The organism is Rhodoferax aquaticus (genome assembly GCF_006974105.1).
Lineage (GTDB): Bacteria > Pseudomonadota > Gammaproteobacteria > Burkholderiales > Burkholderiaceae_C > Allorhodoferax > Allorhodoferax aquaticus_A.
Map to the genome: position 1 here is coordinate 1,053,297 of NZ_CP036282.1, position 13,308 is coordinate 1,066,604.

A 13,308-nucleotide genomic window follows, 5' to 3' on the forward strand; every position below is an offset into this window, starting at 1 on the left:
TATGGCTGAATTTATTCGCAGCGAAGGCCGTGCGGCCGACCAACTGCGCCCTGTGCGCATCACCCGGCACTACACCGTGCACGCCGAAGGCTCTGTGCTCATCGAATTTGGTGGCACCAAAGTGCTGTGCACCGCCAGCGTGGAAGACAAAGTGCCGCCGCATAAGCGGGGCAGTGGCGAAGGCTGGGTCACCGCCGAATACGGCATGCTGCCCCGGGCCACCCACAAGCGCAGCGACCGCGAGGCAGCCAAGGGCAAGCAAAGCGGGCGAACGCAAGAGATTCAGCGCCTTATTGGCCGCTCCATGCGCGCGGTGTTCGACCTCACGCTCTTGGGCGAGCGCACCATCCAGTTGGACTGCGATGTGATTCAGGCCGACGGCGGCACCCGCACCGCCGCCATCACGGGCGCCTTTGTAGCGGCGCAAGACGCAGTAAATGGCTTGCTGGCTAGCGGCAAGCTCAGCCAAAGCCCTATCGTGGCCAGTGTGGCGGCTATCTCAGTGGGCGTGGTGCATGGCACGCCGCTTTTGGATTTGGAATACACCGAAGACTCTGCCTGCGACACCGACATGAATGTGGTCATGACGGGCGCGGGCCACTTTGTCGAAGTACAAGGTACGGCTGAAGGCCAGGCTTTTAGCCGGACCGAGATGAATCAGTTGCTCGATTTGGCTGAGAAAGGCGTTACCGAGCTGATGCGTCTGCAGCAAGAGGCGCTACGTAATTTATAGCGACTAGCGCAATAGCTGCGGGCGCAATCGGCACATTTTCTCTTTAGCGCTCATCAAGGGGGAGCAAGAAAGAGTTGGCACTCGTTCCAAACTCAGACCCAGGGGGGGAGCTATCCCCAAAGCCCCTTACTTCGTTGCGTCGGTCTTTGAGTCGCTCGTGGAGCTGTGCCTTTGCGTGCGTGAAGTCATTGCTATGGGCTTCGTCCGCAGAGTTTTGAAACGTTGCTTGGCCAACTTTTGAAAAGTCGAACTTTGCTTGCACCTTCTTAAGGTCGTCTAAGTAGTCGCTGCTCAGCACCCAGTAATCAATGCCTAGTGAGGCCATGATGGAAGCTTTAAGCCTCACATCTTTTCTCTTTCTTGATGCGGGGTCGTAAAAGTCGATGCATGCGAGCACATGGGTCTCAGCATCCATCACTACAAAGAGAAACACCAGATGCTCAATGCATTGAAACAGCGCCTGCGTTTTCGCTTCATCTGCGCTCACCACCATTCTTGTTAGCGATGTCTTGACCAAGACGTCCTGGCCTTCGTAAACATGCCTGACCAGCTGATAAATCTCGTACTCTTGCTGATTGAGTAGCTTGCGCTTTCGCAGCGGAAATTCCGCCGCGGTTGCCTTCATGAGCCTCGCAATCAGCGCTCGCTTTTCAGCCTTTTTCCTGTCGGGAAAAAGATAGGTGAATAAAGGGCCCAACATAGTGCTTCCTACTGTGAAAGCTCACCTCGGTGAGCACAATTGATCAGGCACCAAAGCCCCAATGGACATACGGCATGTCCCGCGCAAAAGGCCGGACTTAGCTTGCCTCGGTGAGAAAAGCGGCGCGCCGTTTCTCGCTCCAACGTGGGGTTTCCACCTCGCCGTCTATTTCATACAACTGCACCAACGCTTCATCGCTGTGGCACAGGTCGTCTACATCTTTGTTGCCGAGTAAATGCTGCGCTGGTTGCGTAGCACGGGGTTTGGGGGTGTCGTAGTAACTCATGGCGGTCAGATGCATTTAGAACGGGTAGGCGGGCGTTGCCGCGTCGATAGGGGTCCACTGGCCGGTCGCCAGCTGGTTGTGCTTGCCAGGAGCCAAGGCATAGAAGGTGAGTGGAGCTATGGGCAGAGCTAAATCGGCCACAGAGTCCAGCGCGGTTTGGCTTAGCGGAATGCCGTACATCGCAAAATGCTTGCGCATGTCTTGGCCAATGATCTTGGAGCTCAGCACGTAGAACAGGTCTTCGTTTTCAATCGTGTTATTCGCAAATCGACCCATGCCGTACTTGGCCTTGTTGTTGGCATCCCAGGCACGGGCCACCAGTCGGTCGCCCTTGGTCAGCAGTTGGAAAAACTCCAAAGTGCTCTCCATCGTAGGTTGCGCCAGTGCAGCGCGCAGCTTGCTGTACTGAAAAGCCATCTGAAAATGCACCGCGCGCATGGGGTCTTGGCTAGGGCCTTGCCATAGCCTGACTTCCATATCGGCACGCAAAGCCTCCCCCGCTAGGTTGGTCGCACGGTTAGCCACAATGTAGGCGTACAGGCCTTTGTGGTCGAGGCTGTGGCCGGTGTCTTCACCCAGCAAGGCTGCTTGGCGCAGCATGGTGGCGCTGGCCAGAATGTTGTTGTCACACTCCACCACGCAGCCCTTGCCATTGGGGGCAATGTGCATCACGCGTTGCACCGTGTTGTGGCCCAACTCATGGGCGTGGCCCCAGCCACTGCCAATGCCTGCAAATCCGTCAGACGGGTTGCCGGAGCACAAAAAGCCGCATGTTGCAATCCAGCCAATGAAATGCTGCACGCCGGGGGCGCGGTGCAAGGGCCCTGTACAGGTCCACCCCAAGCCATCGCACAGCGCTTGGGCGCGGTCTGACATGGGCATGTTGTTGTAGCCGTTGGCAAAGTGGTTGCTGTCAAACAGCATGTTTTTGAGGCGGCCCACCACATAGTCTTCAGGGCTCAAAGTGCCCATGGCACTTTTGGCGTAGCCAATGGTTTGCTGCACTTCGCCGCCCACTAGCTTGTTGGTTTGCCAGCCAAAGTCACCACGTTTTAGGGCTGCAGACGCTTCGGCAATCTCGGCCTGCGACGGGTTGCGGGTGAAGTCATAGTGCGCGTACTTCGCACCGCCTTTGATTCGCAGCTTCACCACGCTGCCCGCCGTGGCACCGCTGTAACTCAGCATCAAGGGCCCGCCAAAGGGTGTGACAAACACCGTGTCTTTTTGTTTGGAAAGCGGAATGCCAAATGAGTTGGGACGGCGTGGGCGTTTGTACACCGCCTCATCGATCGGGCTCCCCCACACACGCAAATAGCTGGTTTGCAGGCCTAAGGACGTGACGCCCGCTGCGTCGTCAATTTGCACTGTCACGGTCTTGCCTGGCACTGCTCCTCGGCCAATCAGTGTGATGCCGCTGGACTGCGGAATGGTGACATCGATCGACTCAAAGTCAGCTGCAACCGGCAATGCGGCTGCGGCAGCAGGCATGTAGTCGCCAGAGCCCTTGGGCGGCACGGTGGTGGCCGCACGGTTAAATGCCAACCAAGAGTCCGAGGCGTAGGTGCGCAAAAATTGGTCCGAATCTCCGCTTATCGCCAGCGGCGCGCCGTACACCACGCCGGTGCGGTACTGGTCGGCCCACAAAATAAGGCTGCGGTACAGGTCGGCATCAGGGTCGGCAAACACATCGCCACCACTGCTTTGTATGGCGGCGAGCCCGTTGTGGATCGCGTCGATGGCTTTGAGCGTAGACCGGTCGTTGGCCAGGTCTAGCTTCACATCGTTGCGACTCATTAGGTTGAGCGTGGTGGCCAAGGCGCCAAACTGGTCGCCATTGGCCAAGCTCGCCTCACGCGTGCGGGTGCTGCCTACCGACTTGATGAGGTTGGTATCACTGGCAAAATAGTTGCCAGGGTAGCCACCCATGGACATACCCAGCGCGTTGACCACGCTGCGCCCTCCCGCTGAGTCTTGCCAGCCTTTGGTGTGCATGTACATCACCGCCTTGCCGGCCTCCAAGTAGCTGCGCACCAAAGCGCTCAGGCCCGCGCTGTTCACAGTGTCACCACCAAACACCATCAAGTCCAGGGTCTGCCAGCAGGTGTTGCTGGGGTCTTCAATTTTGCAGCTGCTTGCAGTGGCGGTGCTGCCCACGCGAGTGGCAAATTGCTTCACGCTGTTGACGTCGTAGCCCGCGGTGGCCACTGCAAAGTTGGCTGGCAGTGCGCCTGCGCCGTCACCCGTCATCAGCCACCTGAATGCGCGTGTGAATAGCGGTAAGTGCTGCTGCTGGGTGGTGGTTCCCGCCATCATGCCCAGCACGTTGGCGCCGTAAGCCAGGCCCCGGCCTGTGCCCACTTGTGCAATGGCGGCCATACCCGTGCCGCTGTCGGACACGATCAAGGGCGTGGCAATCGTGGTTTTGGTGGCGGTGATGGAGATGCTGCTGTTGGAATGGTCCAATGCGAGCTGCGTGATGTCTGCGCTGTACATCGAGCTCAGCGCTTGGCTTTGCTTGCTGCGTAAGCTTGTGGCAGTGGCAAGGGCGCGCTGCATCAAAACGTCGCGGTCGGTGGCGGTGAGCGCGCGTGGGTCGCCCGTTTGCAAGGCCAAGGTGATCGCATCCGTGCTGGGCGTAGCAGTGGGGGCGGAGGGCGAGGGTGTGCTGGTGGTGCCAGTGGCCGAACTGGTCGCAGAACCGGAGCCTTTGTCGCCGCCGCCACAGGCGACCAAACTCAGGACCACTAACGACGTAAGCGCAAGAATCGATTGTTTTCTCAAAATTGACGTACCCAACATATGTTTTTTTGTGTAAACTGGTGCACTAATTTGTAAGTTACTGTGACGGTCATCTCCGCATGCTGCAGTCCGCTTACTACGGCAGTTACGCCTAATCAGGTGAATTCCAAACGCTCACGCACAGGCGAGCGTCCACTGGGCTGCTGATAAGATTCCCAGTAAACGAGCTTAGAAGCCTCGACCCTTTTAGGCTGCTACCTTGACGCTCACCCATGCTGCAAATGCGCTCAGTGGCGGCACTTACAACACTCCCCAATTGATTCACCCTGCACCCCCGCAGCGTTGACGATGTACGACGATTACGCTTACGAATATGTGCCGCAGTTGCGGCACTTCCAAGTCTTGCTGGCGCGTTACCGCAGCCAGCCTGATGCGTTGCACACCTTGCAAACCCACTTTGGCTTGCGCCGCGTGGCACCTTCAGACCCTGCACCTTTGTTGCCCGAAATGGCCTTGCAAATTGGCGAGTGGCTGCACGCCCAGGGCGACCCCCACGCCATTGCTTGGCTCGCTGGTGAGCTAGACCTAGGCGCGGGTGACGGGCTGGTGTACTACTTACGCGCTCACGCCACCTTGCAAGATGCATTCGACGAGATTGCCCGCATGAGCAACCTCTTGTTTCCGGACGGGCGCATTGCCATTGAGCACCGTGGCAATACCGTGCGCCTGGTGGTGAGCCCCACGGTGCTGGTGGACCGGCTCGGCATGCGGCTGCGCTATGAGGCTATCGTGGTGTGGCTCATGCGGGTGCTACGCGACATCACTGGCGTGCCTTTGGCCGCTGAGTACGTGGAGTTAATGACCAACGCCGCTACAGACAATACAGAGCTGTTAGAGCTGTTGGGGGTTGAGCCGCGCTGGGGCGCTGCAGAGTTTGCATTGGGCTACAGCACAGCCGTGTGCAAGCTGCACCTGCCCGGCGCCAGCGAGGCGCTGCGCAAGGCCATCCGCCCTATGTTTGAGCGACGCCTTAACAGTGCACTGCAGCGCAACACCACGCTGCGGCGCGTGGTGAACTGGCTGGGTCAGCGCAGCAGCTTGGCCAACGTGGGGCTGGAACTGGCCGCCGCAGAGCTGTCCTTGGGGGCCAGCACACTGCGCCGCCAACTGGCACAGTCAGGCAGCAGCTTCTCTGCGCTGCTGGCCGCGCAGCGCGCGCGCACCGCCATGGATGCAGTACTCAACACCGACGAAAGAACAGAGAGCATTGCCCTGCGCACTGGCTATGGGGACCGCAGTGCGCTGGAGCGGGCATTCCGAGAGCGCTTTGGCATCACTCTTGCGCAATGCCGCAAGGCCGCGCAGCGCTGGGTGGGGGAGCGCCGCGACACCGACTGGAGCGCGCCTTCTGCTTGGCATCGCCATAGCCCCCAGCTCGCCTATGTGCGCGAGTCGCTGGCGCAGAGCAACTACGAAGCCAATACCATGTGTGCGGCCTTGCGTGCCGACCCCGTGCTGCACCTGCGCCTGCTGGCTTATTGCATGCACGCAGGCCAGCTGCCGGTGGGCGCTTGCGCGCTCGATGCGGCGTTGTTAGAGCGCGTGCCGTTTTACGTGCTGTGCAACTTGGTAGACGCAAGCTTGCCTAAACATGAACTTGCAGCGGAAGTCAAGGCCACCAAGGCCTGGCAGCTTGCCAACTTGGCCGCCCGCGCCAGCGTGTTGTTGGCACCGCATCTGCTTGCCAATATGCAGGCCGACATGCCAGCGCGCTTGGCGCTAGCCGCCATGGCCCATAACCTTGGCGCACTCGCCGCACCGGAGTTGCAAGGGCCGTACGAAGACGGCGTGGACTTCACCTGGCTCCTACTCGCCGCGTGGGATGTACCGCCCAGCCTGCTACAACTGCTGCGCGCGCGCTATACCGCAACGGACGGTGCTGGTCGCGTACTGGCGCTTTCCATTGCTTGGGCTGAGGCCGTGGTGAATGATCCGGCAAGCACTGCGCGCAAGGCGCTAGAGGCTGACTTGGCAACCCAAGTTCCAGCGCCAACTATGGCGCAGCTGGTGGCCTTGGCTGCTCGCCTGTGAGGCTGCAGCGCACAACTGATATGCGTTGCGTGCTCTGTAATTTGTAGCTTGCGGCGCGGTATCCATGGGCGCACAGGGTGCTTTTTCTCGTGTACCTAATTCACTGAGGCCCCATTGCAGCCGCAAGCCTAGCCCTCTAGCTCATGGGGCTGGCTTGCCTAGGCTGCTTGTGTTTTAGTTCGCACCTGTCTGGCGCTGGATATCAAAGAACGTGGTTTGGATCACCAGGGGTGCGTCAACGGTGGGGTTCATGTAAAACGGATTTTTGACTTTGAAACCGTTGCCATCGCTCATGAAAGTGGCGCGCACGGTGTGGTAGCGAGGCGCAGGGTTCGTACTTGCGAGGTCTTTGGCCATCTCGTTGTACCAGCCGGTCGGCATGCGCCATTCAAAGGGGAACGAGTAACCGTTTGCGGTGAAGTAGTAGCCGCCACCCTGCTGGAACTGTGCACCCGTGCCACCACTAGGAATCATTTCTGCGTTGGCATAGTCTGGCCCGCTGCCACCTTTGGGGTCACCCACCACCGCCGTGAGCGTTATGGTCTGCACGGGGGCAGCGAGCGTGGTCAGGTCCCCATCTTGGGTGTGAACAAAGTATTCCATTTTGAGGTTGATGCGCTCTCCTTTTACTGGGCGTGTCACGGTCGGGTTCGCGCCGGTGCCACCAAATAGCTTGGTGCTCCAAGCTTGGTTATTGCCGCGCAGCATAAAGAAGGGAAAGTAACCGTGCGAAGGCCAGGTTTGCACCCCTCCCGCAGGCATGGGCCCAACCGGCCAGCGATCAAACATTGCTTTTTGCTCAACAGCACCCAGCAGTTGGCCATTGTTTGCCTTTGGATCGCCGCCATAGGCCATCCATGTGTGATATCCACTGACCCCACCAATGCCAATGTCACGGCCTGGGGCATACATAAATGCGGAGCGGTGGCCCATTTCTGCAATGCGGCCAGATTCGGACTCGCTCCAGATGGACGCTAACTTTGAGTTCATGGGAAATGAAGTCATCGCGCCGTAATCGTTCGTTGTCTTGACTGGACCGCCCATCAAGTTGCTTGTGCTTCGCGCGAAAGCAATGGCGTCAAACATGGGACCCCCTATTCCTATAGCGGCGGCATCCACCGGTGATGGCCCATGACCGCCGTTGAGGTTGGACATGGCCGCAGCTTGGGCTGCAACTGTTTTGTAGCCAGACATGTAATTCCACTGGGCACCAAACAAGGCACGCGCAAAGTTGTAAAAATCCAGCGCATTGGTCTGCCATTGCTTGTTCAAAATGCCCATGCGGTAAGCACCCACCTCCCACTTTGGGAGTTCGGCAAAGACCGGAGTGGTGCCTGTGTATTCTTTCCAGACCGTGTTGTCACCGAAGCGTATGGCGTTGTACCAAGTGATGATGTCCTGCCGCTTGGTGCTCCATGCATCGTTGCCTTTGCTGGTAGTGCCTTTGAACGAGTTGTACGGCGTCGCGGCGAAGGTGGGGATATCTGCCGGCAGGTCTGGCACGTTGTCGAGCAAGATCGATTTCGTATAGAAGTCGCTGCCGTTCGCAGTGACGGCTGTGGCCAAGGCGCTCGTCATCGTGCTCTTGGCGGGCGCTGTGCCAACGGCTGAGCAGGACGTGGCGTTGCAGGCCTGCACGGTGTAGGTATAGGCGGTGGATGGGATTAGGCCTGCATCCGTAAACGTGCCCTTGCTGATGTTTACTGCAGGTGAGGCAATAGGGACCCCATTGCGTGTAATCACATAGCGGGTCGTATTGGTGTCCACAGGCCACGTCAGCAACATGCTGGTGTCGTTCACTACCACCACTCTGAATACAGGCGTTATGGGCGTTGCTGAAGTGCTTGGACTGCTTGGACTGCTTGGACTGCTTGGACTGCTTGGGGGTGCCTCTGGGTCTACGGGCCCAGGACCGATTGGTGCGCTGGGGCTACCTGTCGTAGCGCCTAATGCGTCTTTCTCGCCACCTCCGCAGGCAGATAAGGCGGCCACGGCCAGTGCCGTCATGAGGGTGATTGTGCTAACGCGGGTGGACATGGGTTTCATCGAAAGTCGGGGTGCAAAGTGGCAAAAATTGCGCCGTCGACTATTGGCAATGAAGCGGGTCAAGCCCAGCTGGCACAGAGGGCCTAACGACGCAGGCCGCAGCTTATGAAAGCGAGCAACATATCCCTATGGCATGGGCGCTCACCCTTGCTACAAATACGCTTACCCTGGATCGGCGTTACGTGTGGCTTACAAATAGCAAGCGTGGCTACAGTGCTTCGCTTGCGTGATGGTTGCTCTTTAATTGATAGCTGCTTGTGTATTATTCATGGGCGAAATCGAGTGTTTCTGATCGGGTGTTCATTCGTTGAGCGAGCGCATCAACGTGACCCGGTCGTCCTGGCCAGCAACACTTTTCGTTGCAATTTAGTCGCCCCGCTTGCGGGGGGAGCGATATGGCTCCGCACGATTGCGTCTGCCTTGCATATGGAGCTGTTGATTCAGTCCGAGCATATTTGTCGCATTGCTGAGCGCTGATGGCGTATAGATAACTCTCTCGTGTCACTAGGCTGCTAGGTGCGTCGTCGGAATCCAAGCAAAGGGCCAAAGAGTCCTTCAGTCACTTACTTTTTTCGCCACTAGTCGGCGAGTCTCATACCAACAAGGAATACATGAAATCGTTTTTTCAAGCCGCTGCTGTCACGGCAATTTGCCTCGGTGCAACCACTGCGTTTGCCCAAGACTCCAATGCATCTAAAGCTTACATGGGCGCAGAGTTTGCGTCCTTCAAGTGAAAAGACCAAACCAGTATTGCTTCTGGCTTTGTAAACGCAGTGGGCGGTACAGCTACTAGCACTCAAGATGCGGGGATGAGTGCTGGTCGTTTCTTTGGCGGTCTTGCAATCTCTGAAAACTTTGGTGCCGAATTGGGCTACATCACTACGAGTACAGCAAGCGCCACAGTTTCTGGTGTAAGCCGTAGCGCAGTAGCTTATTCCCTTAGTGCGACAACGAAAACCAATGGCGTTGATTACTCTGCGCTGATTCGTCCAAGCCACTCCACTGGACTCAATGGCCTGTTTATCCGCATTGGCGGACACACACTCAGTACACAAACAGACGTTAGCGGAGTTATTGGAGGCGTGTCTGGAATAGAAAGCAAAACGACGAGCGGTTCTGGCGCCTTGTTCGGTATGGGTTACGACGCAAAAATCACAGAAGCGCTCGGCGTTCGTGTCGCCTACACGTCTTACAACAGCGTTTCAGGCCTCAGCAACAACGATGTTTCATTGCTTAGCGCTGGGCTAGTTGCCAAGTTCTGATTGCCTCTCGCACGTGAAATGCCCACTTCGGTGGGCTTATTCATCGCCTTAGCCTGCCTGAAATGAATGGGCGCTAATTGATAGACGCTGTGCCTTTTGCACGGTCGCGCGGTGTACAGCGCAGCACTGCGTCGGCTGGCGTTTGGCGGACGATAGCTTTGCGCTAAGTGCTACGGTTTAGATAGCTGCTTGCGCAGTTTTTATAAGCGCTAGAGGGTGTCTGCCTTGAAGCGGCTCGGTGAGGTCAACGGCCATCGGTGCAAGACATCAAGTTCTTGTCGTTGCACCACTGCAGGGGGCGCTTTGACTTCTAGCCTCTACCGTTGGAATCGTGCCATGTGACCGTGCGCTAACGTGGGGTACGCTTGTGTCCAACAGTCAGCCTTGCTCAGGTATAAACCAGTGAGTTCCAAATCAAAGGAGCGTGACTATGACCCTCAGCGGGCTTATTCATGAAGCTGGCTTCACCTGCTACCAAGTGCGGGTCCTAAGGTGCACGGACTGCGCCTTCAAGCTATTGATTGGAGTCCGAAAACTCATGCTGACAGCCTTATGCCACTGCGGCCAAGTTCGTATCCAGATACCTCATGCTTCTCACACGGCGACCAATTTGCACCGCTCTATGTGCCGCCGCCTCGGTGCACTCTGGTCATTTTGCGTAGTTGGTGAAGCGGACACTTGGTCATTCATCGATAAGCGAGAATCATGACTCCGATCTATCCATTGCAGCGGGCCTGCAAGTGGTTCGCAAGCTCAGATCCACTGGGTTGCCAACCCGCTGTATTTTTTCTCTACGCCTATGTTGTCGCCTGAAGTCCGAAATTCCGCCGCCCGCAGCGTTCTGTGCTGGCTTGCAACTGTTGATGAAAACGGCCAGCCCAATGTCTCACCCAAGGAAATCTTTGCTGCTTTTGATGCTGAGCACCTTGTCATAGCGAACATCGCTTCACCCACCAGCGTGCGCAACCTTGCAGTCAACCCCCTTGTGTGCGTGAGCTTTGTGGATGTGTTCGTCCAAAAGGGTTTCAAGGTAACGGGGGAGGCCCGCAATGTGCCTAGACAAGACGCCGACTTCGCGTACTGGGCAGCCCCACTGGAAGCGAAGGCGGGGCCGCGTTTTTCCATGCACAGCGTGATCTTAGTGCTCGCCAAAGCGATTGAACCCATCCTCGCTCCTAGCTATCGGCTTTACGCCGCCGAGACGACAGAGCAGTCTCAGGTTGCATCCGCTATGCGGGCCTACGGCGTGCAGCCAGCACGCGATGATGGGTGACCTGTCACGCGGCATAGGCAACTGAAAGCCGCAGAAACGATTACTGAGTGATTGCTATAGTTTCAATAGCTGTCTACGCAATATCCATAAGCGCTGAACGCATTTTTTGCCTGTTTTCTTAGGATTTGGGTACAAGCGGCGTGGCTGGCTGCCCCCCCCCATCAGCCTTTGAGCTGCTTCAGACCCGTGGCCCAGTCTTCGAGGTGGTGCACGCGCACGATCTGGCCGTTGTCAATCTCATGGATATCGGTGGTGTCGATCTTGAAGGGCTTGCTGCCGTCTAGCTCCATGCCCATGAAGTTGCCCTTGGGTGAGCCGGTGGCCACCGCTCTCACCACGACTTTTTTGCCGTCCACGCCAATCACCAGGTCCTGTGGTTCCCATACCAAGTTGGGAATGAGCTTCCAAAAACCTGCCACTTGCTGGATGAGCGTGGCTTTGTCCTTGCTGCCTTGGCTGTTGATGGACTGAAAGCTGTCGGCCAGAATTTTTTCCAGCACAGCCGTAGACGTGGTCTCGGTATTGACCGTGAGGGCCTGTTTGTAGAAAGGGGCAACGATGGCTTGTACTTCGTCTTTGGTCATTTTGATTTCCTTGGGGTACTTGAAGGGTTATTTGGCAGAGAGTTGACGTAGCGCGCTGGCCCAGTCTTCCACGTGGTGGGCGGTGATGGTTTTGCCATCTTTGATGGTGTGGATGTCAATGGTCATGATCTTGAAGCTCTTGCCACTGGGGGCCACGCCAAAGAAGGGGCCCACCGGTGTGCCGCTGGCTTCGCTGCGCACGATGATGCGGTTGCCGTCCACCAGCACGTCTTTGATGTCCCACTTCAGGTCGGGGATGAGCTTGCCAAAACCACCCACCTGGGCCACAAAGCCATCGCGGCCTTTGAAGTCGGTCTCGCTGGAGTAAGACTTCCAGTCGGGCGACAAGGCTTGCTCGGACAGCGCTTTGATGTCTTTGGTGGCGGGCTGGTTGAGCATTTCGTAGAACGGTGCCACTTGCTTGCGGGCTTGTTCCACGGTCATGGTTTGGGCCCAGCTTGGCGCGGTGGCTGCGAGTAAAGCAAGAGCGACGAGGGGGCGAAGGGTAAAGCGTGTCATGGTCAGTCTTTCGTGGGATTGCTTAGTAAGTTGCGAATGCCCTCAGTGTCTTCCGGCGACGCGCTTTCGGCGAGGTCAAATCAAGACTAACTATGGTAAAAACTGGACAGAATGACCACCACTGCTAGCTCCAAAACCATCATCCCCGTGGGCTTTAATCCGCCTAAAGATTCGCACTTGGCGGTGGAGGTGATGTCGATTGCTGAGCTTAGGCAAAAGGCGCCGCCCGAGCATTTTGAGAAGCTGCAGCGCGCTGACTTTTATCGCCTCATTGGTGTGCTGGAAGGGCAGACCCACCCTATGGTGGATTTCCGCACACTGGTGGCCAATGCGGGTGACTGGCTCTTGGTGCGGCCAGGCCAGGTGTTTCGCTATGACTTTGCGCAGGGCTGGGACGGTTGCCTGATGGTGTTTCGCCCCGACACCCTGGCGGGCGCGGGCAACAGCCGCGCGGCGCAAGAGATGGACTTTTTGCGCCGCGTGGAAGACCTGCAAAGCTTGCACGCCTTAGCCAGTGCAGCGCACGCGTGGATGGTGCGCGCCATGCGGCAGATGCAAGAGGATGCGGCCCTTGCGGTCGAAGTGGCCGTGCGCAATGAGCTGCTGCGCTTGCAGTTGGCGACGACGCTGCTACGCCTGTCGGTTTGGCAGTCACCAACCGCAGCGGTGGGGCAGGCTGAGCTCACGTGGCAGCAGGGTTTCAGGCGCTTTCGCGCCTTGCTGGAGTCTGACTTCACCCGGCAACACCAAGTGCAGCACTACGCCAAGGCGCTGGGAATGAGCGACAAGACCTTGAGCCGCGCCTGCCAAGCAGCGGCAGGCGCTTCTGCCAAGGCACTGATCCACCAACGCCTGGCCTTAGAAGCCAAGCGCCTGCTGGCCCACACCAGCGCAGCCATGCAAGTGGTTGCGCAAGACTTGGGGTTTGACGAGGCGACTAACTTTGTGAAGTTCTTTCGCAAAGAAACAGGCATGACGCCCCTGGCGTTTCGCAAGTCGGTGTAGCGCGCTGGGCCATAGTGGTGCAAAAAAAGGAGGCTAATGGCCTCCTTTTTGATTGCTATCTAAACAATAG

12 protein-coding genes are annotated in these 13,308 nt (G+C 57.6%); 6 read left to right on the forward strand and 6 right to left on the reverse strand.

Annotated elements, in window-relative coordinates:
• Position 1 precedes the first annotated feature (1 nt).
• Entirely contained in the window at positions 2-733 is a 732-nt protein-coding gene (gene rph, locus EXZ61_RS05015; RefSeq protein WP_142809617.1) for a ribonuclease PH, read from the forward strand.
• Positions 734-776: 43 nt separating this feature from the next.
• On the opposite strand, the gene EXZ61_RS05020 is transcribed toward rph, so the two are convergent.
• From EXZ61_RS05020 to EXZ61_RS05030, 3 genes are all read right to left on the reverse strand, one after another.
• Positions 777-1,358, reverse strand: coding sequence for a DUF2726 domain-containing protein (locus EXZ61_RS05020; RefSeq protein WP_168224702.1), 582 nt, complete (start codon positions 1,356-1,358; stop codon positions 777-779).
• A gap of 172 nt (positions 1,359-1,530) precedes the next feature.
• On the reverse strand, positions 1,531-1,719 hold the full coding sequence (locus EXZ61_RS05025) for a hypothetical protein (RefSeq protein ID WP_142809621.1): 189 nt from the start codon (positions 1,717-1,719) through the stop codon (positions 1,531-1,533).
• Between the two features lie 15 nt (positions 1,720-1,734).
• Positions 1,735-4,500 (reverse strand): ImpA family metalloprotease, encoded by a 2,766-nt coding sequence (locus EXZ61_RS05030; RefSeq protein ID WP_142809623.1) that lies wholly within the window; start codon positions 4,498-4,500, stop codon positions 1,735-1,737.
• A gap of 306 nt (positions 4,501-4,806) precedes the next feature.
• Here EXZ61_RS05030 and EXZ61_RS05035 point away from each other — a divergent pair, with 306 nt between their 5' ends.
• Positions 4,807-6,549 carry a helix-turn-helix transcriptional regulator gene (locus tag EXZ61_RS05035; RefSeq protein WP_142809625.1) on the forward strand — a complete coding sequence of 581 codons (1,743 nt, stop codon included), beginning with the start codon at positions 4,807-4,809 and terminating at the stop codon, positions 6,547-6,549.
• A gap of 174 nt (positions 6,550-6,723) precedes the next feature.
• On the opposite strand, the gene EXZ61_RS05040 is transcribed toward EXZ61_RS05035, so the two are convergent.
• Entirely contained in the window at positions 6,724-8,586 is a 1,863-nt protein-coding gene (locus EXZ61_RS05040) for a fibronectin type III domain-containing protein (protein WP_142809627.1), read from the reverse strand.
• A 620-nt stretch (positions 8,587-9,206) separates the two neighbouring features.
• Here EXZ61_RS05040 and EXZ61_RS22350 point away from each other — a divergent pair.
• From EXZ61_RS22350 to EXZ61_RS05050, 3 genes are all read left to right on the forward strand, one after another.
• The gene (locus tag EXZ61_RS22350; RefSeq protein WP_281063821.1) at positions 9,207-9,329 is read left to right on the forward strand and encodes a hypothetical protein; all 123 of its coding nucleotides are present in this window, start codon (positions 9,207-9,209) and stop codon (positions 9,327-9,329) included.
• A 75-nt stretch (positions 9,330-9,404) separates the two neighbouring features.
• Complete coding sequence (locus EXZ61_RS05045) at positions 9,405-9,857, forward strand: porin family protein (RefSeq protein WP_142809629.1); 453 nt, start codon at positions 9,405-9,407, stop codon at positions 9,855-9,857.
• A 799-nt stretch (positions 9,858-10,656) separates the two neighbouring features.
• Positions 10,657-11,130, forward strand: coding sequence for a pyridoxamine 5'-phosphate oxidase family protein (locus tag EXZ61_RS05050; RefSeq protein ID WP_142809631.1), 474 nt, complete (start codon positions 10,657-10,659; stop codon positions 11,128-11,130).
• A gap of 161 nt (positions 11,131-11,291) precedes the next feature.
• Here the strand turns inward: EXZ61_RS05050 and EXZ61_RS05055 are convergent, their stop codons facing one another.
• Together EXZ61_RS05055 and EXZ61_RS05060 are read right to left on the reverse strand one after the other, a co-directional pair.
• Positions 11,292-11,714, reverse strand: coding sequence for an ester cyclase (locus tag EXZ61_RS05055; protein ID WP_142809633.1), 423 nt, complete (start codon positions 11,712-11,714; stop codon positions 11,292-11,294).
• Positions 11,715-11,741: 27 nt separating this feature from the next.
• Entirely contained in the window at positions 11,742-12,233 is a 492-nt protein-coding gene (locus EXZ61_RS05060; protein WP_142809635.1) for an ester cyclase, read from the reverse strand.
• Positions 12,234-12,344: 111 nt separating this feature from the next.
• Between EXZ61_RS05060 and EXZ61_RS05065 the strand changes: the two genes are divergently transcribed.
• Positions 12,345-13,238 carry an AraC family transcriptional regulator gene (locus tag EXZ61_RS05065; protein ID WP_142809638.1) on the forward strand — a complete coding sequence of 298 codons (894 nt, stop codon included), beginning with the start codon at positions 12,345-12,347 and terminating at the stop codon, positions 13,236-13,238.
• Positions 13,239-13,308: the final 70 nt, after the last annotated feature.

Bases quoted from the DNA above. Each gene is read 5' to 3' on its own strand.
- rph (WP_142809617.1), top strand. From the start codon at position 2: ATGGCTGAATTTATTCGCAGCGAAGGCCGTGCGGCCGACCAACTGCGC.
- EXZ61_RS05020 (WP_168224702.1), bottom strand. From the start codon at position 1,358: ATGAAGGCAACCGCGGCGGAATTTCCGCTGCGAAAGCGCAAGCTACTC.
- EXZ61_RS05025 (WP_142809621.1), bottom strand. From the start codon at position 1,719: ATGAGTTACTACGACACCCCCAAACCCCGTGCTACGCAACCAGCGCAG.
- EXZ61_RS05035 (WP_142809625.1), top strand. From the start codon at position 4,807: ATGTACGACGATTACGCTTACGAATATGTGCCGCAGTTGCGGCACTTC.
- EXZ61_RS05040 (WP_142809627.1), bottom strand. From the start codon at position 8,586: ATGTCCACCCGCGTTAGCACAATCACCCTCATGACGGCACTGGCCGTG.
- EXZ61_RS22350 (WP_281063821.1), top strand. From the start codon at position 9,207: ATGAAATCGTTTTTTCAAGCCGCTGCTGTCACGGCAATTTGCCTCGGT.
- EXZ61_RS05045 (WP_142809629.1), top strand. From the start codon at position 9,405: ATGAGTGCTGGTCGTTTCTTTGGCGGTCTTGCAATCTCTGAAAACTTT.
- EXZ61_RS05050 (WP_142809631.1), top strand. From the start codon at position 10,657: ATGTTGTCGCCTGAAGTCCGAAATTCCGCCGCCCGCAGCGTTCTGTGC.
- EXZ61_RS05055 (WP_142809633.1), bottom strand. From the start codon at position 11,714: ATGACCAAAGACGAAGTACAAGCCATCGTTGCCCCTTTCTACAAACAG.
- EXZ61_RS05060 (WP_142809635.1), bottom strand. From the start codon at position 12,233: ATGACACGCTTTACCCTTCGCCCCCTCGTCGCTCTTGCTTTACTCGCA.
- EXZ61_RS05065 (WP_142809638.1), top strand. From the start codon at position 12,345: ATGACCACCACTGCTAGCTCCAAAACCATCATCCCCGTGGGCTTTAAT.